This is a genomic window from Citrobacter sp. Cpo142 (assembly GCF_030332425.1).
GTDB lineage: Bacteria > Pseudomonadota > Gammaproteobacteria > Enterobacterales > Enterobacteriaceae > Citrobacter > Citrobacter portucalensis.
Genome location: NZ_JAOWHW010000102.1, coordinates 34,090 through 60,253, shown reverse-complemented (window position 1 = coordinate 60,253; position 26,164 = coordinate 34,090). Strand labels below are relative to the sequence as shown.

Here is a 26,164-nt window from a genome sequence, read left to right as displayed (position 1 = left end):
TCATGATGTCCCTCTGGGATGCGCTCCGGATGAATATGATGATCTCATATCAGGAACTTGTTCGCACCTTCCTTAGCGGTTCATCCTGATGTCAAACCCATTGAACGCACCTCAATGAACTCCTGGGAAGATACGGCGTTTGTGAAAGCGGTGGAAGCGACCGGGCGTAAAAAACTGATTATCTCCGCGCTGTGGACCGAAGTATGCCTGACTTTTCCAGCGCTGATGGCACTGGAGGCAGGCTATGAAGTTTATGTGGTAACGGATACCTCCGGCGGCACGTCCGTAGATGCTCATGAGCGTTCTATCGACCGCATGGTACAGGCAGGTGCCGTACCCGTAACCTGGCAACAGGTTCTTCTCGAGTACCAGCGCGACTGGTCCCGCAAAGAAACCTACGACACCGTAATGGATCTGGTACGCGAGCACAGCGGTGCCTACGGTATGGGCGTGGATTATGCCTATACCATGGTGCATGGCGCGCCGGAACGTAAAGCTTAAATACACGTCATCCTTCATGTTGCATCTTTGTTGGCTTCGCTTGCGTACCCCGGTCACTCACTTATGTAAGCTGCCGGGGATCCACAACCTTGCCGCCTCGATGCACCATGAATGATTTTGTGTATTACTTTCCAGGCCTAAGCGGCCTGTTTCCTGTCAACAAGGAACCCTTCATGGCGCAGAACAAACATGTGACGTTGGTAATTACTCACACTCTGCTACCTGAGCAGGCGCAGCGGTATGAGCAGTGGCTGGGGAAAATCATGCCTGTAGCGGCTGAATTTCCCGGTCATCTCGGGGCGAACGTGATTCGCCCGGCAGATGGCAACAACCTGTGGAACATCATTATCCGCTTCGACACGCTTGAGCATCTGTATAGCTGGACCCAGTCCGATACGCGCCGCGTGTTGGTCGAAGAGATTGCTCCACTGCTGGCTGAAGGTGACAAAACCGAAATTCGCACCGAAGCAGCATTCTGGTTTACGCCGCCCGCGCCCCATGTACGACAGCCCAAACGCTGGAAACAGTTTCTGATAACCCTGCTGGTGATATTTCCAAGCACCAATCTGGTGCCGTGGTTGACCGGCATTGTGCTGCCTGCAATGAAGGGCTCGTTACTCCTGCATCTCATCAATGATGCCTTTGTGGTTGCGCTGGTGGTCTGGTTCTGGATGCCCATCGTAACCCGTCTGTTTGCCGGATGGCTGAAAAAAGCCTGACCGGTATCTCAGGAGATTGTTATGTCTCAAACTGCCACACTGATTCTGACTCACGGAAAAATTCATACTCTCGACAGACAAAGTCCTCAGGTCGAGGCGGTGGCGATCGCCAACGGAAAGATTCTGGCGACCGGTAGCCACGAACGGGTAATGAGCTTTACCGCTGAAGGGACGCAGGTTGTCGATCTGCAAGGGCATACGGTGATCCCTGGCCTGAACGATTCGCACCTGCACCTTATTCGTGGTGGACTGAATTACAACCTGGAATTGCGTTGGGAGGGCGTGCCGTCACTGGCGGACGCGCTACGCATGCTCAAAGACCAGGCTGACAGAACGCCGTCGCCACAATGGGTACGCGTGGTGGGCGGCTGGAGTGAATTCCAGTTTGCCGAACGTCGCATGCCAACCCTCGAAGAACTGAATGAAGCCGCTCCTGATACTCCGGTTTTTGTTCTGCATCTCTACGACCGGGCTTTGCTCAACCGCGCCGCGCTGAAAGCGGTTGGCTATACCAAAGCGACGCCGGAACCGGCGGGCGGTGAGATTGTGCGTGATAGCAACGGCAACCCGACCGGAATGCTGATCGCTAAACCGAACGCGATGATCCTTTACTCGACGCTGGCAAAGGGACCAAAACTGCCGCTGGAAATGCAGGTTAACTCGACCCGTCAGTTTATGCGCGAGCTGAACCGTCTGGGACTGACCAGCGCCATCGATGCGGGCGGCGGGTTCCAGAACTACCCGGAAGATTACGAGATCATTGAGCAGTTACACGCCAACAAACAGATGACGGTGCGTATTGCCTACAACCTGTTTACCCAGCGTCCGAAGCAGGAACTGGAAGACTTTGAACGCTGGACCGATATGCTCAAGCCAGGGCAGGGAACCGACTTCTATCGTGCCAATGGGGCAGGGGAAATGCTGGTTTTCTCGGCCGCGGATTTTGAAGACTTCCTCCAGCCACGCCCGGATCTGCCGGAAGGTATGGAAGATGAGCTGGAGCGCGTGGTGCGACACCTGGTTGAGCACCGCTGGCCGTTCCGCTTGCATGCTACCTACGATGAATCCATCAGCCGAATGCTGGACGTGTTTGAGAAGGTAAATCGTGATATCCCGTTCAATGGTCTGCACTGGTTCTTCGATCACGCCGAAACAATTACCGAACGAAATATCGAGCGTGTAAAAGCGCTGGGGGGTGGGATAGCGGTTCAGCACCGTATGGCGTTCCAGGGCGAATATTTTGTCGATCGCTACGGTAAAGATGCGGTCAAACATACACCGCCGGTGGCGAAAATGCTGGCGGCTGACGTTCCGGTCGGACTGGGGACTGACGCCACACGCGTGGCCAGCTACAACCCGTGGACCGCGCTCTACTGGCTGGTTTCGGGCCGTACCGTTGGTGGTATGGCGATGTACGATGATAACAATCGCCTGCCACGCGATGTGGCACTGGAACTGTGGACGGCCGGTAGCGCCTGGTTCTCCAGCGAACAGGGTAAGAAAGGGCGCATCGAGAAAGATCAACTGGCCGACCTGGTGGTGCTGTCTAAAGATTACTTCAGCGTGCCGGAAGAAGAGATCAAAGGCATCGAGTCGGTGATGACCATTGTCGATGGCAAAGTGGTGTACGCCGCCGGGCATTTCACCCCGCTGGCACCGCCAGCCATTCCGGTTGTGCCGGACTGGTCGCCGGTAGTGAAGGTGCCGGGGCACTATCGCTCAGCGCCACCTGCTGCGGCGAAAATTGGCGCAATGGTGCAGATGCACCAGTGCTGCGGTAGCTGCGGTGTACACGGTCACCAGCATGATATTGCGCGGAAATCGGGGATTCCGGTGTCAGATGACCGGGCTTTCTGGGGCGCGCTTGGCTGCTCCTGCTTCGCGTTTTAATTGTGGTTTGGATAAGCGTATCGTCACTGGCGATACTAACGGAAAGTGACGCAATCGCTTATCTGATCTGCGAACAATAAAAAAGGCCCGCATTTGCGGGCCTTTCGTCGATTCATGCCAATTACAGGCTGGAAACGTTCTCGGTCAGGTATTTTGCCACGCCGTCCGGAGACGCGTTCATACCTTCTTTACCTTTTTCCCACTGTGCCGGGCAAACGTCGCCGTGCTCTTCGTGGAACTGCAGCGCGTCAACCATGCGCAGCATTTCGTCGATGTTACGACCCAGCGGCAGATCGTTAACCACCTGGTGGCGAACAACGCCGTTAGCGTCGATCAGGAAAGAACCGCGCAGCGCAACGCCCGCTTCCGGGTGCTCAATGCCGTAGGCTTTCTGGATTTCGCGTTTGATGTCAGCAACCATTGCGTATTTCACTGCACCGATGCCGCCTTTGTCGACAGGGGTGTTACGCCATGCGTTGTGGACAAATTCAGAGTCGAAGGAAACGCCAACAACTTCAACGCCGCGCTTCTGGAATTCTTCGTAACGTTTGTCGAATGCGATCAGTTCAGACGGGCAAACGAAGGTGAAGTCCATCGGCCAGAAGAACAGAACGGTGGTTTTACCGTTGGTATGCTGTTTGAAGTTGAAGTTTTCAACGATCTCACCGCTACCCAGTACCGCAGCTGCTGTGAAATCCGGAGCCTGACGAGTTACCAGTACCATATAATTCTCCTGCAAAGTTAAGGGGTTTTTGGAACGCAACGCGGGCCAGTATAGAGAGTGTTCGGGAATAAGACAAAGAGGCGCTGGCAATCAATGAGACAGGTTTTGTCTATCAATCTTTTGCCGGATGGCGGCTACAGCTTATCCGGCGGGCAATGCGGGCTGCGATCAAAGGGTTTTACGCCGCGCCTGTTCCATCATTTGCGGATAAAACTGCCAGAATCGTTCTTCTAACGCATCGTAATGCGTATCGAGGTCATACCATGAGTCGCGTAGGGCATCGAGCCGTGGACGGCGGCTGGCCATGCCGTTCAGGACGTTCTGGATAAAATCCATGTCCCGGTAGCGCTCAAGCCATTTCTCTGACCATATATAGTTGTTCAGATTGATAAAGCGCGGCGGCGATTCCGGCAAAATAGTGGTTACCTGGGTACGGGCATAGCGCACAAAGTCCGTCAGCGGGAAGTCAGGGGAGATTTCCGACCAATGGCGCGACAGAAAATGATCCCACATAACGTCCAGCGTAATCGGCGCGACGCGGCGCGTTTCGCTACGAAACCACTCTTTGGCTTCACGCACCTGCGGTAAGTTATCGGTCATCACATCGATACGACGATGCATAAAGATGCCTGCTACCACATCAGGCGAGTAGTGCGTTTCCGGATTACCCCGGACAAAATCGGCCAGCAGATTGCCGGAAAGCGAGCTATCGGCAAGGTGAGCGAGATGCAAATGTGCAAGAAAATTCATAGTTAAACGTTTATCCAGAGGGGTAAAGGTTGCAGGGAGAACGCCCCGGCACTAGACTACCCGCCTCTTATTTTAGTCTGAGTCAGTGTCATGCGCGTTACCGATTTCACCTTTGAATTACCCGAATCCCTGATTGCCCACTATCCGCAAACTGAGCGCAGTAGCTGCCGCTTGCTGTCTTTGGACGGGCCGACGGGCGCGCTGACGCACGGTACTTTCACCGATTTGCTCGATAAGCTCAACCCTGGAGATTTGCTGGTCTTTAACAACACCCGCGTCATTCCTGCGCGTCTGTTTGGTCGTAAAGCCAGCGGCGGCAAGATTGAAGTGTTGGTCGAGCGTATGCTGGATGACAAACGTATTCTGGCGCATATTCGTGCCTCGAAAGCGCCGAAACCGGGTGCCGAGCTGCTGCTGGGCGACGACGAAAGTATTAAAGCGACGATGGTTGCCCGCCATGACGCGCTGTTTGAAGTTGAGTTTAACGACGAACGCAGCGTGCTGGATATCCTCAACGCCATCGGCCATATGCCGTTGCCGCCATATATCGACCGTCCGGATGAAGACGCCGACCGCGAGCTGTACCAGACCGTATACAGCGAAAAACCGGGTGCCGTCGCTGCACCGACCGCGGGTCTGCATTTTGACGATCCGCTGCTGGCTAAACTGCGCGATAAAGGCATTGAAATGGCGTTCGTCACCCTGCACGTTGGCGCGGGTACTTTCCAGCCGGTGCGCGTAGACACCATCGAAGACCACATTATGCATTCCGAATATGCGGAAGTGCCGCAGGATGTGGTGGACGCGGTGCTGGCGGCGAAAGCGCGCGGTAATCGCGTGATTGCGGTAGGTACCACCTCCGTGCGTTCGCTGGAAAGTGCGGCGCAGGCGGCCAAAAACGATCTCATCGAGCCGTTCTTCGGCGATACACAAATCTTTATTTATCCAGGCTATAAATATCAGGTGATTGATGCTCTGGTCACTAACTTCCACCTGCCGGAATCGACGCTGATTATGCTGGTTTCCGCATTTGCTGGTTATAAAAACACCATGCACGCCTATCATGAAGCGGTAAAAGCGGAATATCGCTTTTTTAGTTACGGGGATGCCATGTTTATCACGTACAATCCGCAGGCTATTTCTGAGCGACCGTGAGAAGGCTATCTCACTTGCCATTTTGATGTCGGGCAGTGCTCGCCATCCTCTCGTACTGCGTGTACGCTCCGGTGGCTGTGCGCTGGTCGCCCCCCAAACTGGCTGCGCCGATTGCGCCTTCGCCAGTGGGTTAATATATTTTTACTCCGTGGAGTAATTCCGTGGGGAAAGTTTAATCATCAGACTGTCTCTCTGATGCAGGAGAAAAAATGAAATTTGAACTGGATACCACAGACGGTCGCGCTCGCCGCGGCCGCCTGGTTTTTGAACGTGGCGTAGTAGAAACGCCTGCTTTTATGCCGGTCGGTACTTACGGCACCGTGAAAGGCATGACGCCGGAAGAAGTTGAAGCAACCGGCGCACAGATCATCCTCGGCAACACCTTCCACCTGTGGCTGCGCCCGGGTCAGGAAATCATGAAACTGCACGGCGATCTGCACGATTTCATGCAGTGGAAAGGGCCGATCCTCACCGACTCCGGCGGCTTCCAGGTGTTCAGCCTGGGCGATATCCGTAAGATAACCGAGCAGGGCGTGCATTTCCGTAACCCGATCAACGGCGATCCGATTTTCCTCGATCCCGAGAAGTCGATGGAGATTCAATATGATCTCGGTTCCGATGTCGTGATGATCTTCGACGAATGTACACCGTATCCGGCCGACTGGGACTATGCTAAACGCTCAATGGAGATGTCTTTGCGTTGGGCGAAGCGCAGCCGTGACCGTTTTGATAGTCTCGGCAACAAAAATGCGCTTTTTGGCATCATTCAGGGCAGTGTTTACGAAGATTTACGTGATATCTCCGTCAAAGGTCTGGTAGATATCGGCTTTGATGGCTACGCTGTCGGCGGTTTGGCTGTCGGTGAGCCGAAGGAAGATATGCACCGCATTCTGGAACATGTTTGCCCGCAGATTCCGGCAGATAAACCGCGTTACCTGATGGGCGTCGGCAAACCAGAAGATCTGGTTGAAGGCGTGCGTCGCGGTATCGATATGTTTGACTGCGTGATGCCAACGCGAAATGCCCGTAATGGTCATTTGTTTGTGACTGACGGCGTGGTAAAAATTCGTAACGCGAAACATAAAAGCGACACCAGTCCGCTCGATGCTGAGTGTGATTGTTACACCTGTCGCAATTATTCGCGCGCTTACTTGCATCATCTCGACCGTTGCAACGAAATATTGGGCGCGCGACTCAACACGATTCATAACCTTCGCTACTACCAGCGTTTGATGGCGGGTTTACGCAAGGCTATTGAAGAGGGTAAATTAGAGAGCTTCGTGACCGATTTTTACCAACGTCAGGGTAGACCAGTTCCACCTGTGAACGTTGATTAATTTTAATAATGAGGGAATTTGAATGAGCTTTTTTATTTCTGATGCGGTAGCGGCAACAGGTGCTCCGGCGCAGGGCAGCCCGATGTCTCTGATTCTGATGCTGGTGGTGTTTGGTCTGATTTTCTATTTTATGATCCTGCGCCCACAGCAAAAGCGTACCAAAGAACACAAGAACCTGATGAACTCCATTGCGAAAGGCGATGAAGTACTGACTAACGGTGGTCTGGTGGGTCGCGTGACTAAAGTAGCAGAATCTGGCTACATCGCTATCGCGCTGAACGACACCACTGAAGTGGTTATCAAACGTGATTTCGTAGCTGCCGTTCTGCCGAAAGGCACCATGAAGGCGCTGTAATTTATTGTTTTCCCAAAGGGAACTGCCGTGTTAAACCGTTATCCTTTGTGGAAGTATGTCATGCTGATCGTCGTTATTGTCGTCGGTCTGCTCTATGCGCTTCCCAACCTGTATGGTGAGGATCCGGCTGTTCAAATCACTGGCGTGCGCGGTGCCGCCGCCAGTGAGCAAACGCTGATCCAGGTCCAGAAAACGTTACAAGAAGATAAAATCACACCTAAGTCTGTGGCTCTGGAAGAGGGTGCTATTCTCGCGCGCTTCGACTCCACTGATACCCAACTGCGCGCACGTGAAGTATTAATGGGCGTACTGGGCGATCAGTACGTCGTGGCGCTTAACCTTGCTCCGGCAACCCCACGCTGGCTGGCTGCCATTCACGCAGAACCGATGAAACTCGGTCTTGACTTGCGTGGCGGCGTTCACTTCCTGATGGAAGTGGATATGGACACCGCGCTGAGTAAGTTGCAGGAACAAAATATCGATAGCCTGCGCAGCGATCTGCGTGAAAAAGGCATTCCTTATACTACTGTTCGCAAAGAAGATAACTACGGTCTGAGCATCACTTTCCGTGATAGCAGCGCCCGTGATGAAGCTATCTCTTACCTGAGCAAACGTCACCAGGATCTGGTTATTTCCAGCCAGGGCAGCAATGCTCTGCGTGCGGTAATGACCGATGCGCGCCTGAGCGAAGCCCGTGAATACGCGGTACAGCAGAACATCAACATTCTGCGTAATCGTGTTAACCAACTGGGTGTTGCTGAGCCGGTGGTACAACGTCAGGGTGCTGACCGCATTGTGGTCGAACTGCCGGGTATTCAGGATACCGCGCGTGCGAAAGAAATTCTGGGCGCAACCGCGACGCTGGAATTCCGTCTGGTAAATACCAACGTTGACCAGTCCGCTGCGGCATCCGGGCGTGTACCGGGTGACTCGGAAGTGAAACAGTCTCGTGAAGGTCAGCCGGTTGTGCTGTACAAGCGCGTGATCCTGACCGGTGACCATATCACCGACTCTACTTCCAGCCAGGACGAATACAATCAGCCGCAGGTTAACATCTCGCTGGATAGCGCAGGTGGTAACATCATGTCCAACTTCACTAAGGACAACATCGGTAAGCCGATGGCGACCCTGTTTGTGGAGTACAAAGACAGCGGTAAGAAAGATGCTAACGGTCGTGCAGTACTGGTGAAACAGGAAGAGGTGATTAACATCGCCAATATCCAGTCTCGTCTGGGTAACAGCTTCCGTATCACCGGTATCAACAACCCGAACGAAGCACGCCAGCTTTCCCTGCTGTTACGTGCCGGTGCGTTGATTGCGCCAATTCAGATTGTTGAAGAACGTACCATCGGCCCAACCCTGGGTATGCAGAACATTAAACAGGGTCTGGAAGCATGTCTGGCCGGTCTGGTGGTGTCTATCCTGTTCATGATCTTCTTCTATAAGAAGTTCGGTCTGATTGCGACCAGTGCGCTGATTGCTAACCTGGTGCTGATTGTCGGTATTATGTCGTTGCTGCCGGGTGCTACGCTGAGTATGCCGGGGATTGCGGGGATCGTCTTAACCCTTGCTGTCGCGGTCGATGCGAACGTACTGATCAACGAACGTATCAAAGAAGAGTTGAGTAACGGGCGTTCGGTGCAGCAGGCCATCAATGAAGGTTATGCGGGCGCATTTAGCTCCATCTTTGATGCGAACATTACGACGCTGATCAAGGTCATCATCCTGTACGCAGTGGGCACCGGGGCAATTAAAGGGTTCGCGATTACTACCGGTATTGGTGTGGCGACGTCGATGTTTACCGCGATTGTCGGTACACGTGCCATCGTAAACCTGCTGTATGGCGGCAAGCGCGTCAAAAAGCTGTCAATCTGAGGAGTGCGAAGTGGCACAGGAATATACTGTTGAACAATTGAACCACGGCCGTAAAGTCTGGGACTTTATGCGCTGGGACTACTGGGCTTTCGGCATTTCAGGTTTCCTGCTGATTGCGGCCATCGTGGTGATGGGCGTACGCGGGTTTAACTGGGGTCTCGATTTCACCGGTGGTACGGTTATTGAAATCACGCTGGAAAAACCGGCCGATATGGACGTGATGCGCGATGCGCTGGAGAAAGCGGGCTTCGTTGATCCGCTTCTGCAGAACTTCGGCAGCAGCCACGACATTATGGTACGTATGCCGCCAACTGAAGGTGCAGACGGCGGTCAGGTGCTGGGTAGTAAAGTGTTGAGTGTGATTAACGAATCCACCAACCAAAACGCCGCGGTGAAGCGAATTGAATTCGTGGGTCCGAGCGTGGGTGCAGACCTGGCGCAAACCGGTGCGATGGCGCTGATGGCGGCGTTGATCTCCATCCTGGTGTACGTCGGTTTCCGTTTTGAGTGGCGACTGGCGGCAGGGGTAGTTATCGCGCTGGCGCACGACGTGATTATCACACTTGGGATCCTGTCGTTGTTCCATATCGAGATTGACCTGACTATCGTCGCATCACTGATGTCGGTAATCGGTTACTCGCTGAACGACAGTATCGTTGTATCTGACCGTATTCGTGAAAACTTCCGCAAAATTCGTCGCGGTACGCCTTACGAAATCTTTAACGTGTCACTGACTCAAACGCTGCACCGTACGTTGATTACGTCCGGTACAACGTTGATGGTTATTCTGATGCTGTTCCTGTTCGGTGGTCCGGTACTGGAAGGCTTCTCGCTGACGATGCTGATCGGTGTTTCTATCGGTACTGCGTCTTCTATCTACGTGGCATCGGCGCTGGCGCTGAAGCTGGGTATGAAGCGTGAGCACATGCTGCAGCAGAAGGTCGAGAAAGAAGGGGCGGATCAACCGTCGATTCTGCCTTAACCCATCCAGGAGTGAAGATACTGGAATCCCGATCGCAAGGTCGGGATTTTTTTTGCCTGTGAATTAGCGACAGGTAATTATCTTTTCCTGTCGCCACACTACTGACAGTATGCTGTCAGTAGCCCTGTCTTATAGTCCTCCTGAGATTACCCACACAGGCAGGAGGAAGTATGAGCAACGTAATTAATTGGTTTGAAATCCCCGTGGCACAAATGGATCGCGCCATCGCTTTTTATGAGCCAGTGATGCAGGTTTCTTTGCGTAGGGAGAACATGGACTGCGCTGAGCTCGCCGTATTTCCGCATCAGGATCCCGCTCCCGGCGGGGCGCTGGCTAAATTTGATGGTATTACGCCTTCAGCGCAGGGCGCTATTATTTATCTGCATACGGACGATTTGGCTGCAACGCTTGAACGCGTCGCCACTGCTGGCGGTCAGTGTGTGTTTGGCCCACTCGAACTGGGGCAGGACATTGGTACGATTGCGCTATTTACTGACAGCGAAGGCAATCGTGTTGGTTTACATCAACCCGCGTAATATTTTCAGCACTGAGGATTAAAATGAGCAGACGCGCCGACCGCTTGTTTCAGATTGTGCAAATCCTGCGTGGCAGGCGAGTGACAACGGCGGCGCTGCTGGCAGAGCGTCTTGAGGTTTCTGAACGGACGATTTATCGCGATATCCGCGATCTCTCTTTATCCGGCGTGCCTATTGAAGGCGAAGTGGGCAGCGGATACCGCTTAATGGCCGGGTTTGATCTACCGCCGTTGATGTTAACGCATCACGAATCAGAAGCATTGATGGTAGCGATTCGGTTGCTGAAAACATGGGGTGGGGATTCACTCTCACAGGCGTTGGAATCCGCGCAGGAAAAAGTGTTGGCGATATTGCCGCCAGAGAGTCGGCGCAGAGCCGAGCAAACGCGGATTTTCGCGCCAGATTTTGGTAATCAGCCGCATTCACGTAGTGCCTTCGATCTCATACATCGCGCGGTTTCAGCACAGCAGGTGCTGGCGCTGCATTATCGCGATGAGTCCGGGAACCTCTCCTGGCGCGACGTTCAGCCGCTGGGATTATTTTTCTGGGGCGAGCACTGGCTGCTGGTTGGCTGGTGCGAGAAGCGTGACGATTATCGTTGCTTTCGCGTTGATCGATGTCTGAAGATTACGCCACTCGACAGGCATTTTCGCGAATCGGCAGATCGCTCGCTAAGTGACTTTTTGCGTAAAGTACGCTGTGAAGACCAGCCATAAAAAAGCCAGCGGTTAAGCTGGCTTGTCTGCGAAACATTGTCTGGATTAGAAGTTGTAACCTACGACCAGGTAACCACCCCAACCGGTAGATTTCGCGCTGAAATCGCCTTCGCCCCAGTTCAGGGTATCTCCACCTTTCCACTGGCCGCCGTTATGGAAGTAACGCGCTACGACGGAGTAATGCCAGTGATCGTAGTTCAGCGCCAGGACGTGGCTGGACGCGATAGAGTTGCTGGTGCGGTTCGGATCATCACCCAAATCTGAGCCCCAGTCGAAGTTGGTGAAGCCGATGTAGGTCAACTGGCCGCCCCAAACCTGGGTGATCGGCACAAAGTATTTCACTTTGAAACGGTAGCCATCCCACTCGTTTTCGTTGGATGCGCCATAGTTCTGCCACTGGTATTTAGCATACACGTTCAAAGACAGACCCATCGGCAGACCGGTATCGATATCGGTACCCAGACCCATATACCAGGTGCTCTGGCGGCTGGCTTTGTTATCACCCATATCGTAGATGTAGTTGTTGGCGAAATACCATTCTTTGAACGGACCAAAGCTCAGGTCAGCACCGGTCAGTTTGTCGATGGAGAAACGCGGTTCGATTTCCATAAACAGCGGGGAACCGTCAGACCAGATACCTTTATCGTTGCCGTTACCCCAGTCGAAGGTTTTCGGAATATCGATGTAGCCATAGAAGTCAAACCAGTCTTTTTTAGCAAACGCTTCGTATTCCAGATACACGTCGTTGTTCAGTTTCGGGGAGAAACGGGTGTGATAGCTACCCACCACGTTAACGCTCTGGTGCCACCAGTCGGACAGATATTGCGGTTTGTCATTTTCTGCTGCGTTGGCAGTAAAAGACGAGGAGAGCGCCAGCACTGCACCGGCTGCAAGTAATGTTTTTTTCATATGTATGCCACTGTTTGAAATCCCTTTCGGGAGTGAAAAATGCGCAATTTGCGTTTCTAAATATTTCGTAATTCTTCGGAGCCTATTATAAAAATCATTGTTCACAAAAATATGTCTTGTTTCACAGTTCTATCATTTACGTAATCGATTGCGTTCACGTTTGCGTACTTTAGGCGGCGAATTGTACTGGCTCCCATGAATGTTGCCAAGTTTTACCAGAAATATCGGTTATGTCAGGGGAGTAACAAAATGGAGCAGAGTGATGTTGCGGAACGCACAAAACGTTCCGCAAAAAAGTTTATTGGCTAACAGGCTGGACGTCGTGGATGCGCACAAATCCTAACTGATCTGGAGTGAGGCCATTTATCTGTAACGGAATGTCTACGTCGCTGGGAGCAAGAATACTCGCCGGAGCGTTGACCAACTGGTTATGAACGTTCACTTCCTGATAGTTGTCCGTGGTGCCCTGAATTTGCCCGTACTCGACGGTGGCGCTAAAAGCGGGTAAAGGCGTGTTGGATTCACCCTGAATCCGTAGCGTCAGGCGCGTACCATCGGCGTTCGGTGCAATGTTCACCAGCGACATGCGTAAGGTGCCAATCTGGCTGTCCAGTCGTGCCGGGGTTTTGGAACCCGGTAGCAGATAGACGCCGCTGGTTGATTTTGCATTCAACATATTTTGTTGCGTAATTTTTACCGTTTCCTGATTAAGCTGCGTCATCTCTTTATTCAACGTGCTAACGCTTTGATGCATCTGGCGTACTTCGCTTTGCTGTGCGCAGGCACTAAGACTAAAGAGACTTCCCACCAGGAGAATTCTTAGGTAACGTCTTGTCATTGTGATTACTTCCTTCATTGTCGCGATAGCATAATGGTAGTGTGCACTGAGCACGAAGGCATCGATCCTTTGTCTCAAAAGCGCAGCGCCTTTGTTGTCACGGCAGTTCAGGGTAAAATAGATTCTGTTAACCACTGAGGTACAGGACGCCGTATGCATTGCCCATTCTGTTTCGCCGTAGACACTAAGGTAATTGACTCTCGTCTTGTAGGCGAGGGCTCCTCGGTACGCCGCCGTCGGCAGTGTCTGGTTTGTAACGAACGTTTCACCACTTTTGAAGTGGCTGAACTTGTCATGCCGCGCGTTGTGAAAAGCAACGATGTGCGTGAACCCTTTAATGAAGAAAAGCTGCGCAGCGGCATGCTCAGAGCGCTTGAGAAACGGCCTGTCAGCGCAGATGACGTCGAAATGGCGTTAAACCATATCAAATCACAGCTGCGTGCGACGGGCGAGCGTGAGGTGCCGAGTAAGATGATTGGCAACCTGGTGATGGAGCAGTTGAAAAAGCTCGATAAAGTCGCCTACATCCGCTTTGCCTCTGTCTACCGGAGTTTCGAAGATATCAAAGAATTTGGCGAAGAGATTGCTCGCCTACAGGACTAAGCCATGCAGGATGAATTGTACATGGCGCGCGCGCTGAAGCTTGCTGCGCGCGGACGTTTTACCACTCACCCCAACCCCAACGTGGGCTGCGTGATTGTGAAAGATGGGGAGATCGTCGGTGAAGGATATCATCACCGTGCGGGCGAACTGCATGCCGAAGTTTATGCTCTGCGGATGGCCGGAGAAAAAGCGCAGGGGGCAACTGCCTACGTGACGCTCGAACCCTGCAGTCATCATGGTCGCACGCCGCCGTGTTGCGATGCGCTGATTGCGGCGGGGGTGTCGCGTGTGGTTGCGGCGATGCAGGATCCCAATCCGCAGGTCGCAGGACGTGGGCTCTACCGTTTACAGCAGGCGGGCATCGACGTCAGCCACGGGCTGATGATGAGCGAAGTTGAGCAACTGAATAAAGGCTTCCTCAAGCGCATGCGTACGGGATTCCCGTATCTTCAGCTTAAGCTTGGCGCGTCGCTTGATGGCCGTACGGCGATGGCCAGCGGTGAAAGCCAGTGGATTACCTCGCCACAGGCGCGCCGCGATGTGCAACGCTTGCGCGCGCAAAGCCATGCCATTTTAACCAGCAGTTCTACGGTGCTGGCAGACGACCCTCAGCTTACCGTGCGTTGGTCGGAGCTAGGGGAGTCAACTCAGGCGAGTTACCCGCAGGAAGAGCTGCGCCAGCCAATCCGCATTGTTCTTGATAGCCAGAATCAGGTCACACCGGAGCACCAAATTGTGCAACAGCCAGGAGAAACCTGGATTGTCCGGACTGAAGACGACCCTCGTAGCTGGCCGGAGACGGTGCGCAGCCTGAAGGTGCCGGAACATAACGGGCATCTGGATCTGGTGGTGCTAATGATGCAACTGGGCAAACAGCAAATTAACAGCATTTGGGTTGAAGCAGGCCCAACGCTCGCAGGGGCATTATTACAGGCCGGTTTGGTCGATGAGCTAATCGTTTATGTTGCGCCTAAACTGTTAGGCAGCGATGCGAGAGGATTATGTGTGCTTCCAGGCCTTGAGAAACTGGCTGACGCACCCCATTTCAAATTCAATGAGATACGCCAGGTGGGCTCGGACGTTTGCCTGCATTTAACGACTGCGTGAGGCTTTCTGATTTAGAGGAAGCAGCGCACAGAATATTATGATAAAATCCGCCCCCCTTACGGGGCCATAAATCGAACCCGAAGGAAGAATATGAACATTATTGAAGCTAACGTTGCTACCCCGGACGCTCGCGTCGCCATCACCATTGCGCGTTTCAACAACTTTATCAATGACAGCCTGCTGGAAGGTGCTATCGACGCCCTGAAACGTATTGGCCAGGTTAAAGATGAAAACATTACCGTTGTTTGGGTTCCAGGTGCATATGAGCTGCCACTGGCGGCCGACGCACTGGCAAAAACCGGTAAATACGACGCGGTGATTGCGCTCGGTACGGTGATCCGTGGCGGTACCGCGCACTTCGAATATGTGGCTGGCGGTGCAAGCAATGGCCTGGCGCATGTCGCTCAGGACAGTGGCATTCCGGTAGCCTTCGGTGTTCTGACCACCGAAAGTATTGAACAAGCCATCGAACGTGCTGGCACTAAAGCCGGTAACAAAGGCGCAGAAGCTGCACTGACTGCGCTTGAAATGATTAATGTATTGAAAGCCATCAAGGCCTGATTTTTGTAAGGGGAAATCCGTGAAACCTGCTGCTCGTCGCCGCGCCCGTGAGTGTGCCGTCCAGGCGCTCTACTCCTGGCAGTTGTCCCAGAACGACATCGCTGATGTTGAATACCAGTTCCTGGCGGAACAGGACGTTAAAGATGTCGACGTTCTGTATTTCCGTGAACTGCTGTCCGGGGTGGCGACTAACAGCGCGTACCTGGATGGATTAATGAAGCCTTATCTGTCTCGTCTGTTGGAAGAGCTGGGTCAGGTAGAAAAAGCTGTACTGCGTATTGCGCTGTTTGAATTGTCTAAACGTAGTGATGTGCCGTACAAAGTGGCCATCAACGAAGCGATTGAACTGGCAAAAACCTTCGGCGCCGAAGATAGCCACAAATTCGTGAACGGCGTACTGGATAAAGCAGCACCTGTGATTCGCCCCAACAAAAAGTAATCCCGAGGCCGGCTGGATGGTGGAACCTGTTTCCGCTGTCCCCGGCTTTTTCTTTTTTTTCTGCTGAGGCATAACGTATGGCATGTGGCGAGTTTTCCCTGATTGCCCGTTATTTTGACCGCGTAAGAACTTCTCGTCTTGATGTCGAAACCGGTATTGGTGACGACTGCGCACTTCTGAACATCCCTGAAAAACAAACGCTGGCGATCAGTACCGATACGCTGGTGGCAGGTAACCACTTCCTCCCCGACATTGATCCGACCGATCTCGCGTGGAAAGCGCTGGCGGTGAATTTGAGCGATCTGGCGGCGATGGGGGCAGATCCTGCGTGGTTGACGCTGGCGCTCACGTTACCTGACGTCGATGAAGCCTGGCTGGAAGCCTTCAGCGATGGCCTGTTTGAACTCCTCAATTACTATGATATGCAGCTGATTGGCGGTGACACCACGCGTGGGCCGCTGTCGATGACGCTGGGTATCCATGGCTACGTCCCCGTTGGGCGGGCCTTAAAACGCTCTGGCGCGAAACCGGGTGACTGGATTTATGTTACCGGCACGCCGGGTGACAGTGCGGCCGGGCTGGCGATTTTGCAGAACCGATTGCAGGTTGCAGATGCAACAGACGCGGACTATCTGCTGAAACGCCATCTGCGTCCCACGCCGCGTATTTTGCAGGGACAAGCCCTGCGCGATCTGGCCAGTGCGGCTATCGATATTTCCGACGGTTTGATTTCCGATTTGGGGCACATCGTTAATGCCAGCGGCTGTGGCGCACGGGTTAACGTTGATGTGCTGCCATACTCCACGGCATTGTCACAGCACGTTGAGCCGGAACAGGCCCTGCGCTGGGCGCTCTCGGGCGGTGAAGATTATGAGTTATGCTTTACCGTACCGGAAATTAATCGTGGTGCGCTGGACGTGGCGCTGGGAAATCTCGGCGCAGCGTTTACCTGCATTGGGCAGATGAGCGCGGACGTGGAAGGCATTCACTTTACGCGCGATGGAAAACCCGTCACGTTTGACTGGAAAGGATATGACCATTTTGCCGCGCCTTAAAAAAGATGTCGCCAAAAGCCGCCTGAGTATGCGCAATCCGTGGCACCTGTTAGCCACCGGTTTTGGCAGCGGGCTGAGCCCAATTGTTCCTGGCACGATGGGATCGCTGGCGGCGATCCCTTTTTGGTATTTAATGACCTTTCTGCCGTGGCAGCTGTATTCGCTGGTGGTGATGTTATCTATCTGTATCGGCGTTTATCTGTGCCATCAAACGGCGAAAGATATGGGCGTGCACGATCACGGTAGTATTGTCTGGGACGAGTTTGTCGGGATGTGGATTACCCTGATGGCGCTGCCGACAAACGACTGGCAGTGGGTTGCCGCCGGATTTGTGATTTTCCGTATTCTGGATATGTGGAAGCCGTGGCCGATTCGTTGGTTCGATCGCAACGTGCATGGCGGGACGGGAATCATGATCGACGATATTGTGGCTGGAATACTCTCTGCCGGAATTTTGTATTTTATCGGTCATCACTGGCCGGTAGGTATCATTTAACCCTTTTCAGGGGCTATTGTAGGCCCGATAAACGCCGAGACATCGGGCGATCAGTGCCGGATGCGCTATGCTTATCCGGCCTACAATCTTCAACCGCGCTTATTTAAATCCCACCACCGGATGCTGTTTGTACGGCGTTTCCAGCTCGGCAATTTGCTCCGGCTTCAACGTTAAATCTACCGCGTTGAGCAACTCATCCAGCTGTTCCTCACGCGAAGAGCCAATAATTGGCGCTGCCACGCCGGGTTTGCTCAGCAGCCAGGCCAGCGCAACCTGTGCCCGCGTTACACCCAACTCCTCACTGACACCGGTCAGTCGTGCGGCGATTTGCGCGTCGTTTTCATCGCTCTCGTTGTACAAATTTTTACCGACTTCATCGGAAACCAGACGTGCGGTCGTTTCTCCCCAGGGACGCGTCAGGCGACCGCGCGCCAGCGGGCTCCATGGGATGACGGCCACGCCTTCCTGATAGCAAAGCGGCAGCATTTCGCGTTCTTCTTCGCGGTAGATTAGGTTGTAGTGATCCTGCATGCTGACGAACTGCGCCCAGCCGTGTTGCTTCTGTAAGGCCAGAGCCTGGGCAAACTGTGAAGCGTGCATGGATGAGGCGCCAATATAGCGAGCTTTACCGGCTTTCACGACGTCGTTTAGAGCCTCCAGCGTTTCTTCGATTGGCGTGTTGTAATCCCAGCGGTGAATTTGCAGGATGTCCACATAGTCCATACCCAGGCGTCTGAGGCTGTCGTCGATTGAGCGCAGGATTTGTGCGCGGGATAAACCTTCCGCTAAATCATCCACCTGGTGAAAAACCTTGGTAGCGACCACGACATCTTCGCGGCGGGCGAAATCACGCAGCGCACGGCCGACAATCTCTTCGCTACTGCCAGCGGAGTAGCTGTTGGCGGTATCGAAAAAATTAATGCCGCCCTCAAGGGCGTGTTTGATTATTGGGCGGCTGCTTTCTTCAGGTAGCGTCCAGGCGTGATTGCCGCGATTGGGTTCGCCAAATGTCATGCAACCCAGGCAAAGGCGGGAGACCCGTAGGTCGGTTTTTCCTAAGATGTTGTATTTCATCAATCCACTCCTGCTTAGCTCGTGATGAATTAAGCATAGCAGGAGCGGGGAGGGGATTATGCCAGCCAGGCCTTGATTTTGGTCTCAATTCCGGCGGCATTCAGACCCAGATCGGCACGAGCTTCATCCTGAGTTCCCTGCGGGATGAAGAAGTCTGGTAGGCCAATGTTCAGCACCGGGACGGGCTTACGATGGGCCATCAGCACTTCGTTTACGCCGCTGCCAGCACCACCCATAATGGCGTTCTCTTCAATGGTAACCAGCACCTCGTGTTGGGCAGCCATTTCAAGGATCAACGTTTCATCCAGTGGTTTTACAAAACGCATATCGACCAGCGTGGCGTTCAGCGACTCTGCTACCTGAGCGGCTTCCGGCATCAGGGTACCGAAGTTGAGAATCGCCACTTTTTCCCCGTGACGTTTCACGATGCCTTTACCAATTGGCAGTTGTTCCAGCGGGGTCAGCTCAACGCCTACCGCGTTGCCGCGTGGGTAGCGCACGACCGTTGGACCGTCATTGTAGTGATAGCCGGTGAACAGCATCTGGCGGCATTCGTTTTCATCACTCGGGGTCATGATGACCATTTCCGGGATGCAGCGCAGGAAGGAGAGATCGAAAGCCCCCTGATGGGTTTGTCCATCTGCGCCAACAATCCCTGCCCGGTCAACGGCGAACAGGACCGGCAGTTTCTGGATGGCTACATCGTGCAGCACCTGATCGTAGGCGCGTTGCAGGAAGGTCGAGTAAATGGCTACCACCGGCTTGTAGCCGCCAATCGCCAGACCGGCAGCAAACGTCACCGCGTGCTGCTCGGCAATCGCCACATCGAAATAGCGGTCCGGGAACTTACGTGAAAACTCCACCATTCCGGAACCTTCGCGCATCGCCGGGGTGATTGCCATCAGCTTATTGTCTTTCGCTGCGGTCTCGCACAGCCAGTCACCGAAAATTTTTGAATAGCTCGGCAGGCCGCCACTGCTTTTCGGCAGGCATCCGCTGGACGGATCGAATTTGGGTACCGCGTGGAAGGTTATCGGATCTTTTTCCGCAGGCTCGTAGCCACGACCCTTTTTGGTCATGATGTGCAGGAACTGCGGGCCTTTCAGATCGCGCATGTTTTTGAGCGTAGTAATAAGCCCCAGCACGTCGTGACCGTCCACCGGACCGATATAGTTAAAGCCCAGTTCTTCAAACAGAGTCCCCGGCACAACCATACCTTTAATGTGTTCTTCAGTACGTTTGAGCAGTTCTTTAATCGGCGGCACGCCGGAGAAGACTTTCTTCCCGCCTTCGCGCAGCGAGGAGTAGAGTTTGCCAGAGAGCAGCTGTGCCAGATGATTGTTCAGCGCGCCAACGTTCTCTGAAATCGACATTTCGTTGTCGTTGAGGATAACCAGCATGTCGGGCCTAATATCGCCCGCGTGGTTCATCGCTTCAAACGCCATCCCTGCGGTGATGGCTCCATCACCAATCACACACACGGTACGGCGCTCTTTACCTTCTTTCTCGGCGGCAACGGCAATACCGATACCTGCGCTGATGGAGGTTGAAGAGTGCCCAACGCTCAGTACGTCATACTCGCTTTCACCGCGCCATGGGAACGGATGCAGGCCGCCTTTCTGACGAATGGTGCCGATTTTATCGCGGCGACCAGTCAGAATTTTGTGCGGATAAGCCTGATGTCCCACATCCCAGATTAACTGGTCAAACGGGGTGTTGTAGACATAGTGCAGCGCGACGGTGAGTTCCACCGTGCCCAGACCAGAGGCGAAGTGCCCGCTGGAACGGCTTACGCTGTCGAGCAAATAGCGGCGCAGTTCGTCGCAAAGCTTTGGCAGGCTCTCTTTTGGCAGCAGACGTAACTCCTGGGTGGAGTCGACCAGCGCCAGGGTCGGGTATTTGGCTATATCAAAACTCATCGCAAGCTCATGGGATATGTTGGTTTATTTATCACGCTGGATTATGTAGTCCGCTAGCGCTTCCAGTGCCGAGGTATCGAGTGACTGTGCGGCCAGCAGACTTAGCGACTGGCGGGCGTCCTCGATTAAATCCCGGGCTTTATTCTGGGCTTGCTCAAGACCCAGAAGTGCAGGATAGGTACTTTTGCCAAGCTGCTGGTCAGCACCCTGACGTTTACCCAATGTTGCAGTATCGCCTACCACATCCAGGATGTCATCCTGAACCTGGAAAGCCAGACCGATGCTTTCTGCGTATTTGTCGAGTATTGGCAGGCATTCTCGCCCTTTATCGCCAGCACTTAACGCCCCCAAACGCACGGCGGCGCGAATCAATGCTCCGGTTTTATGGCGGTGAATCCGCTCCAGTGCATCCAGCTCAACCTGATGACCTTCAGCTTCCAGATCCAGTGCCTGGCCGCCGCACATACCGGCGATGCCGCTGGCCTGAGCCAGTTCAGAGATCATCGCGATGCGGTCATGGTCAGTGACTTCCGGCATTGGGGCGTCGCTGATAATGGAGAATGCCAGCGTTTGTAGCGCATCTCCGGCCAGGATCGCATTTGCCTCGCCAAATTTTACGTGGCAAGTCGGCAGACCGCGTCGCAGGTCATCGTCATCCATCGCGGGCAAATCATCGTGCATCAGCGAATAGGCATGAATGCATTCGACGGCGGCAGCGGGAGCATCAAGCGTACTCAGGCTGACACCAAACATCTGACCGGTCGCATACACCAGGAACGGGCGCAGACGTTTACCGCCTAATAATGCGCCATATTGCATGGTTTCTACCACGGGAGTGTTCTGAAAGGGCAGTGGCGCGATAAAACGGCTCAGTGCCTGGTTTGCCTGCTCAACGCAAGCCTGTAGCTGCTGCGTAAAATCCATTTACTCATTATCCGGTGTAAAAGGCGTAAGGGCGGCGTCTTCAGTATCTGACAGCAGGATTTGTACGCGCTGTTCAGCCTGTTGTAATTTGACCTGTCCCTGACGCGCCAACTGTACGCCACGTTCGAATTCGTTCAACGCTTCTTCTAACGGCAGGTCGCCGCCTTCCAGACGGGTAACAATTTGTTCCAGCTCGCTCAGCGCGGTTTCAAAACTGGCGGGCGCTTCATTTTTCTTCGGCATAATGAATGTCTGACTCTCTGTATTGGCAGCACAAGACTATGGTAACGGACTCGCACTGATAAGCAAATAACGCGCAATGTGCACAGTAGCCGCGTGATGGTGATATACTTGCGCGCCTGGATGCAGTCGCGGGTATGGGCTGCTGTATTTTTTTCCATTACAAGTCATTCAGACTTGCCTAAGAACCATTGCCGCCATGAAGTTTATCATTAAATTGTTCCCAGAAATCACCATCAAAAGCCAATCTGTGCGTTTGCGCTTTATAAAAATTCTGACAGGGAACATTCGTAACGTTTTAAAGCACTATGATGAAGACCTTGCCGTTGTCCGTCACTGGGATCACGTTGAGGTTCGCGCTAAAGATGAAAGCCAGCGCCTGGATATTCGCGACGCGCTGACCCGTATTCCGGGTATCCACCACATTCTCGAAGTAGAAGACGTGCCGTTTACCGATATGCACGATATTTTTGAGAAGGCACTGGTGCAGTATCGCGATCAACTGGAAGGTAAAACCTTCTGTGTACGCGTGAAGCGTCGCGGGAAGCATGAGTTTAGCTCCATTGAGGTGGAACGTTATGTTGGCGGTGGACTGAACCAACATATTGAATCTGCACGCGTGAAGCTGACGAAGCCGGATGTGACCGTTAATCTTGAAATCGAAAACGACCGTCTGCTGCTGGTTAAAGGCCGCTATGAAGGTATTGGTGGTTTCCCGATTGGGACGCAGGAAGACGTACTGTCGCTGATTTCCGGCGGTTTCGACTCCGGTGTGTCCAGCTATATGCTGATGCGTCGCGGCTGCCGTGTGCACTATTGCTTCTTTAACCTTGGCGGCGCAGCGCATGAAATCGGCGTTCGCCAGGTGGCGCATTACCTGTGGAATCGCTTCGGTAGTTCGCATCGCGTGCGTTTTGTTGCTATCAACTTTGAACCGGTGGTCGGTGAGATCCTGGAGAAAGTTGATGACGGCCAGATGGGCGTGGTTCTCAAACGTATGATGGTTCGCGCGGCGTCGAAAGTCGCTGAGCGCTACGGCGTACAGGCGCTGGTAACCGGTGAAGCACTGGGCCAGGTGTCCAGCCAGACGCTGACCAACCTGCGTCTGATCGATAACGTATCCGACACCCTGATCCTGCGCCCGCTTATCTCCCATGATAAAGAGCACATCATCAATCTGGCGCGTGAAATTGGTACCGAGGACTTTGCCCGTACCATGCCGGAATACTGCGGTGTGATTTCAAAAAGCCCGACGGTGAAAGCGATCAAAGCGAAGATTGAGGCCGAAGAAGAAAACTTCGATTTCTCTATCCTCGATAAAGTGGTTGAAGAAGCGAACAATATCGATATTCGCGATATCGCCCAGCAGACGCAGCAGACCGTGGTAGAAGTGGAAACCGTGAGCGGTTTCGGCCCGAATGACGTAATCCTTGATATCCGTTCTGTGGATGAACAGGATGATAAACCGCTGAAGATTGAAGGTGTGGGCGTCGTTTCTCTGCCATTCTACAAGCTGAGCACTAAATTCGGCGATCTGGACCAGAGTAAAACCTGGCTGCTGTGGTGTGAACGCGGAGTGATGAGCCGTCTGCAGGCGCTTTATCTGCGCGAGCAGGGCTTTGAGAACGTGAAGGTGTATCGCCCGTAATTGACTAAACACCGTGTTGTAGGCCGGATAAGGCGGGTACGCCGCCATCCGGCAATATAACGATATTATTCAAACCGCACGGGAAGCGTCTTCCCGTTCGACTCCCAGACCCCCTGATAGACACCGTCTTTTAACTTTAGCGTTATCTTCTCTTGCGTTTGTTCAGCCGCAGATGTCTTTAGTTCATAATGTCGATTGTCGGCTGCGTCGCATTTGCCGGTCAATTCAATCGGTGCGCCAAATTTTTGGTAAAAGTAAGCCCCTTCAAAAAAATCACCGTATTTGCAGTCCACCTTCAACACAATACGCATGCTTTTTCCCAGCGTGCCGTACATGACTTTGCCGTCAATGCCGGGCGCTGGCGAAACTGGTGTTGTACTCTTTGCGGTAGTCAGATATTGGCCGTACGGTGTGAGTCGATTTTGCAGTTCTGCGGTTGGGATTTTCGTTGTGAAATCACCCAACTCGTCGAGCGCACGGCTGGCGTGGTTGCTACAGCGTCCGTTCAGGAAAGCCAGATGGTCTTTTTGCAGGGAGAATTTGTCGATGTAGTACAAACCGTCGGTGTAGGTTGCGCACGATGCGTAGAATTCGGCATAGTTAAAATCTTCACCTTTCTCTTCTTTTATTTGTTCTGGTGTTTGCGAATTATGTGCCGTAACAAAGGTATCGATTTGGCCGCGGATATTTTTTCTGATGCGGGTGTTTAATTCGGCGATTGTAGCCCGGGAAAAGAGATCGTTAAGGGTAATTGCCGCACCGCTGGCTAAATCGAAGCTGATCGGCACATTGTACGACTCGCAATACGCCCCGCAACCTTCGATAAACATGTTGAGCGTCAGGATTTTTGCGTCGCGATACTCAACCGTGTAGTCAAGGTTTGCGGTGGGATTCATGGCTGATTTCGCAAACTGATTTACTGTGGCCTTTGGAGTATTGCCCGGTAGCTGATTGATAAAGCTTGCGAAAATATAATCGTTAATGCGTTTTGCAACTTTGGGGTTATCCGTCGAGGAAAACCATGGCACGCGATACTGCATTTCAGTGCTTCCGGGATAGCGATACTCAATACTCTTTATTTCGAGTTGCGTCGCTGTGGCATAACCGGAAAGGAGCAGTAAAGCCACTCCACTCAGATATCCTTTCATTATGATTCCTTATAAGGGAGTGGCTCGAAGATTTACTCGTAGTAGTTATAGATTCCCGCGGCCATCACCAGTTGTGACGCCACCTCGTGAGCTTTTTCGCGACTCACCAGAAGATCAATGATTTTCAAACCGAAATCGATTGAGGTTCCCGGTCCCTGGCTGGTTAACAGATTGACGCGCGGATCCCATACGACGCGCTTGTCCTGCCACTGGTCAGCGGGAATTTTGTCTTTCAGCGCCGGAAAACCGGTCATGTTACCGATGGGGAAAATATCGTGTGGGACGAGTACGGTGGCGGCCGCGGCGCAAATTGCCGCGACAATGCGCCCGGAACGATGAAACTGTTTCACGGTTTCGATAAGCAGCGGGCTGTCGCGAAAACACTCGGCGCCTTTAATACCGCCCGGTAGCACGATAATGTCGAAATCGCCGTCAGCAACTTCGACTAATGGTGCATCCGCCAGCAGCTTTACTCCGCGTGAGCACACAATAGTCAGGCCGCCATCGCTGGCGACGCTGGCGGTTGTGACCTTAATTCCGCCGCGAACCAGCAGATCGATAGTGGTGACCGCTTCGGTCTCTTCACTACCAGGGGCGAGACATACCAGTGCTTGAGCGCTCATACTCACTTTCCTTTCTCTTAACCATTTCAAACAGGTGGGCATTTTCCGGAACGGCGATGCCGTGCGCGCGGGCGCGTTTTAACAAATAACCGGTAATGTAGTCGATCTCAGTATGGCGCAGGGCACGTATGTCTTGCAGCATCGATGAGATATTTTCCGCCGTACTGTCAATCACTTGCTCGACATAATAGCGTAAATCATCCACAGATGTGTGGTGGCCTTCGCGTTCAATGACCGCGGCCACTTCCTCGCAGATGAGTGCTATTTTTTCAGGATGATGGCGTAACTCGCCGTTTGGGCAATCCCATAATGCGGTCAGCGGGTTAATGACACAGTTGACGGCCAGTTTGCGCCACAGCTCGGCGCGAATAGTGTCGTGCCAGGCGACGTCCGGTAGCACCTCTTGCAGGACTTCAGCCAGATAACTGAAATCACCGTCTTGTTCACGCGCCGGACCAATGCGCGTTGTTCCCTGAGCGACATGAATGATGACGTTGCCGTCACGGCGTGCCGCGTGGGTGGTGGTGCCCATCAGCAGAGGTTGCTTAATGCTATGCAGCTCTTCAATCGTCCCCATACCGTTGTGAATCAGCAGAATCGGGGTGGTTTCAGGCAGAATTGCGGCCAGGCCTTTTACCGCATCAGAAACCTGCCAGGCTTTCAGGGTGACCAGCAGCAGGTCGCTTTTTGCCAAAAAGTCGGGGTCGTTTGCCGTCAGGGATTCATTAAAAACTGACCCATCCGTGTCGATCAGGTTTACGCTACAATAGGGTTGCGGTACGCGTAGCCACCCTTGCACCTCATGTCCATGTTTGCATAGCGTGGTAAGCCAAAGCTGTCCTAGCGCTCCACATCCCAGTACGGTAATTTTCATTCTTCCTCCTCACCTGCAACAGCACCAGGTGTTAATCCATATCGGCCGTACCCCATTATTGTTCGCAGGTATCAGTACCACGTACAATTAAAGGATACAGCCTAGTATAGCGCTGTCTGTTGGGTAACTTTGCAGGTATTATGCTTCGCATCAAAAATGAAGGGAG

The 26,164-nt window shown here is 53.2% G+C and carries 27 protein-coding genes and 1 pseudogene; 17 read left to right on the top strand and 11 right to left on the bottom strand.

Features of this window, described 5'->3' with window-relative positions:
- Window positions 1–72 precede the first annotated feature (72 nt).
- The 3 genes and pseudogenes from OGY18_RS06430 to OGY18_RS06420 form a co-directional block, all read left to right on the top strand.
- Window positions 73–501 (top strand): annotated as a pseudogene (locus tag OGY18_RS06430) (isochorismatase family protein); the annotation flags it as partial.
- A 173-nt stretch (window positions 502–674) separates the two neighbouring features.
- Window positions 675–1,220, top strand: coding sequence for an antibiotic biosynthesis monooxygenase (locus OGY18_RS06425; protein WP_003830975.1), 546 nt, complete (start codon window positions 675–677; stop codon window positions 1,218–1,220).
- Window positions 1,221–1,241: 21 nt separating this feature from the next.
- Complete coding sequence (locus tag OGY18_RS06420) at window positions 1,242–3,110, top strand: amidohydrolase (protein WP_063941299.1); 1,869 nt, start codon at window positions 1,242–1,244, stop codon at window positions 3,108–3,110.
- Between the two features lie 121 nt (window positions 3,111–3,231).
- On the opposite strand, the gene OGY18_RS06415 is transcribed toward OGY18_RS06420, so the two are convergent.
- Both OGY18_RS06415 and acpH read right to left on the bottom strand, forming a co-directional pair.
- Window positions 3,232–3,834: a peroxiredoxin gene (locus tag OGY18_RS06415; protein WP_003021524.1), complete on the bottom strand. Its 603-nt coding sequence runs from the start codon at window positions 3,832–3,834 to the stop codon at window positions 3,232–3,234.
- A gap of 168 nt (window positions 3,835–4,002) precedes the next feature.
- Entirely contained in the window at window positions 4,003–4,584 is a 582-nt protein-coding gene (acpH, locus tag OGY18_RS06410) for an ACP phosphodiesterase (protein WP_032942524.1), read from the bottom strand.
- A gap of 90 nt (window positions 4,585–4,674) precedes the next feature.
- Here acpH and queA point away from each other — a divergent pair, with 90 nt between their 5' ends.
- The 7 genes from queA (at window position 4,675) to OGY18_RS06375 (ending at window position 11,540) form a co-directional block, all read left to right on the top strand.
- Window positions 4,675–5,739: a tRNA preQ1(34) S-adenosylmethionine ribosyltransferase-isomerase QueA gene (queA, locus tag OGY18_RS06405; RefSeq protein ID WP_286552303.1), complete on the top strand. Its 1,065-nt coding sequence runs from the start codon at window positions 4,675–4,677 to the stop codon at window positions 5,737–5,739.
- Window positions 5,740–5,948: 209 nt separating this feature from the next.
- Window positions 5,949–7,076, top strand: a complete 1,128-nt coding sequence (tgt, locus tag OGY18_RS06400) for a tRNA guanosine(34) transglycosylase Tgt (RefSeq protein WP_063941300.1) — start codon at window positions 5,949–5,951, stop codon at window positions 7,074–7,076.
- A 22-nt stretch (window positions 7,077–7,098) separates the two neighbouring features.
- A complete protein-coding gene (yajC, locus tag OGY18_RS06395; protein ID WP_003021544.1) occupies window positions 7,099–7,431 on the top strand; it encodes a preprotein translocase subunit YajC in 333 nt (110 codons plus the stop codon).
- Between the two features lie 27 nt (window positions 7,432–7,458).
- Window positions 7,459–9,306, top strand: a complete 1,848-nt coding sequence (secD, locus tag OGY18_RS06390) for a protein translocase subunit SecD (RefSeq protein ID WP_003021547.1) — start codon at window positions 7,459–7,461, stop codon at window positions 9,304–9,306.
- A 10-nt stretch (window positions 9,307–9,316) separates the two neighbouring features.
- Window positions 9,317–10,288 (top strand): protein translocase subunit SecF, encoded by a 972-nt coding sequence (gene secF, locus OGY18_RS06385; RefSeq protein ID WP_003021550.1) that lies wholly within the window; start codon window positions 9,317–9,319, stop codon window positions 10,286–10,288.
- A gap of 170 nt (window positions 10,289–10,458) precedes the next feature.
- Entirely contained in the window at window positions 10,459–10,824 is a 366-nt protein-coding gene (locus tag OGY18_RS06380) for a VOC family protein (RefSeq protein WP_003021554.1), read from the top strand.
- 23 nt (window positions 10,825–10,847) lie between these two features.
- Entirely contained in the window at window positions 10,848–11,540 is a 693-nt protein-coding gene (locus OGY18_RS06375) for a helix-turn-helix transcriptional regulator (RefSeq protein ID WP_032942528.1), read from the top strand.
- A gap of 45 nt (window positions 11,541–11,585) precedes the next feature.
- Here OGY18_RS06375 and OGY18_RS06370 read toward each other — a convergent pair whose 3' ends face one another.
- Window positions 11,586–12,449, bottom strand: a complete 864-nt coding sequence (locus OGY18_RS06370; RefSeq protein ID WP_003021561.1) for a nucleoside-specific channel-forming protein Tsx — start codon at window positions 12,447–12,449, stop codon at window positions 11,586–11,588.
- Window positions 12,450–12,747: 298 nt separating this feature from the next.
- Entirely contained in the window at window positions 12,748–13,287 is a 540-nt protein-coding gene (locus tag OGY18_RS06365; protein ID WP_003830983.1) for a SadB/YajI family lipoprotein, read from the bottom strand.
- A gap of 153 nt (window positions 13,288–13,440) precedes the next feature.
- Between OGY18_RS06365 and nrdR the strand changes: the two genes are divergently transcribed.
- From nrdR to pgpA, 6 genes are all read left to right on the top strand, one after another.
- Entirely contained in the window at window positions 13,441–13,890 is a 450-nt protein-coding gene (gene nrdR / locus OGY18_RS06360) for a transcriptional regulator NrdR (protein WP_003021571.1), read from the top strand.
- A 3-nt stretch (window positions 13,891–13,893) separates the two neighbouring features.
- A complete protein-coding gene (gene ribD, locus OGY18_RS06355) occupies window positions 13,894–14,997 on the top strand; it encodes a bifunctional diaminohydroxyphosphoribosylaminopyrimidine deaminase/5-amino-6-(5-phosphoribosylamino)uracil reductase RibD (RefSeq protein WP_286552300.1) in 1,104 nt (367 codons plus the stop codon).
- Window positions 14,998–15,087: 90 nt separating this feature from the next.
- Window positions 15,088–15,558 carry a 6,7-dimethyl-8-ribityllumazine synthase gene (gene ribH, locus OGY18_RS06350; protein WP_003021575.1) on the top strand — a complete coding sequence of 157 codons (471 nt, stop codon included), beginning with the start codon at window positions 15,088–15,090 and terminating at the stop codon, window positions 15,556–15,558.
- A gap of 19 nt (window positions 15,559–15,577) precedes the next feature.
- The gene (gene nusB, locus OGY18_RS06345; protein WP_000801129.1) at window positions 15,578–15,997 is read left to right on the top strand and encodes a transcription antitermination factor NusB; all 420 of its coding nucleotides are present in this window, start codon (window positions 15,578–15,580) and stop codon (window positions 15,995–15,997) included.
- A 77-nt stretch (window positions 15,998–16,074) separates the two neighbouring features.
- Window positions 16,075–17,052, top strand: coding sequence for a thiamine-phosphate kinase (thiL, locus tag OGY18_RS06340; RefSeq protein ID WP_126319044.1), 978 nt, complete (start codon window positions 16,075–16,077; stop codon window positions 17,050–17,052).
- The gene (gene pgpA, locus OGY18_RS06335) at window positions 17,030–17,548 is read left to right on the top strand and encodes a phosphatidylglycerophosphatase A (RefSeq protein ID WP_003021578.1); all 519 of its coding nucleotides are present in this window, start codon (window positions 17,030–17,032) and stop codon (window positions 17,546–17,548) included. The genes thiL and pgpA overlap by 23 nt, the downstream gene beginning before the upstream one ends.
- A 99-nt stretch (window positions 17,549–17,647) precedes the next feature.
- Here pgpA and yajO read toward each other — a convergent pair whose 3' ends face one another.
- Genes yajO through xseB form a run of 4 tightly spaced genes read right to left on the bottom strand, consistent with a single transcriptional unit; the run spans window position 17,648 to window position 21,708 of the window.
- The gene (yajO, locus tag OGY18_RS06330; RefSeq protein WP_008783931.1) at window positions 17,648–18,622 is read right to left on the bottom strand and encodes a 1-deoxyxylulose-5-phosphate synthase YajO; all 975 of its coding nucleotides are present in this window, start codon (window positions 18,620–18,622) and stop codon (window positions 17,648–17,650) included.
- Window positions 18,623–18,678: 56 nt separating this feature from the next.
- Window positions 18,679–20,541: a 1-deoxy-D-xylulose-5-phosphate synthase gene (gene dxs / locus OGY18_RS06325; protein WP_003830996.1), complete on the bottom strand. Its 1,863-nt coding sequence runs from the start codon at window positions 20,539–20,541 to the stop codon at window positions 18,679–18,681.
- Between the two features lie 24 nt (window positions 20,542–20,565).
- Window positions 20,566–21,465, bottom strand: a complete 900-nt coding sequence (gene ispA, locus OGY18_RS06320) for a (2E,6E)-farnesyl diphosphate synthase (protein WP_126319042.1) — start codon at window positions 21,463–21,465, stop codon at window positions 20,566–20,568.
- A complete protein-coding gene (gene xseB, locus OGY18_RS06315) occupies window positions 21,466–21,708 on the bottom strand; it encodes an exodeoxyribonuclease VII small subunit (RefSeq protein WP_003021586.1) in 243 nt (80 codons plus the stop codon). It abuts the gene before it with no gap.
- Window positions 21,709–21,904: 196 nt separating this feature from the next.
- Between xseB and thiI the strand changes: the two genes are divergently transcribed.
- The gene (thiI, locus tag OGY18_RS06310) at window positions 21,905–23,353 is read left to right on the top strand and encodes a tRNA uracil 4-sulfurtransferase ThiI (RefSeq protein WP_126319040.1); all 1,449 of its coding nucleotides are present in this window, start codon (window positions 21,905–21,907) and stop codon (window positions 23,351–23,353) included.
- A 65-nt stretch (window positions 23,354–23,418) separates the two neighbouring features.
- Here the strand turns inward: thiI and OGY18_RS06305 are convergent, their stop codons facing one another.
- Genes OGY18_RS06305 through panE form a run of 3 tightly spaced genes read right to left on the bottom strand, consistent with a single transcriptional unit; the run spans window position 23,419 to window position 25,998 of the window.
- Window positions 23,419–24,501 carry a hypothetical protein gene (locus OGY18_RS06305; RefSeq protein WP_286552296.1) on the bottom strand — a complete coding sequence of 361 codons (1,083 nt, stop codon included), beginning with the start codon at window positions 24,499–24,501 and terminating at the stop codon, window positions 23,419–23,421.
- A 32-nt stretch (window positions 24,502–24,533) separates the two neighbouring features.
- Window positions 24,534–25,124 carry a protein deglycase YajL gene (gene yajL / locus OGY18_RS06300; protein ID WP_126319036.1) on the bottom strand — a complete coding sequence of 197 codons (591 nt, stop codon included), beginning with the start codon at window positions 25,122–25,124 and terminating at the stop codon, window positions 24,534–24,536.
- Complete coding sequence (panE, locus tag OGY18_RS06295) at window positions 25,087–25,998, bottom strand: 2-dehydropantoate 2-reductase (protein ID WP_003831001.1); 912 nt, start codon at window positions 25,996–25,998, stop codon at window positions 25,087–25,089. The genes yajL and panE overlap by 38 nt, the downstream gene beginning before the upstream one ends.
- Between the last annotated feature and the right edge of the window lie 166 nt (window positions 25,999–26,164).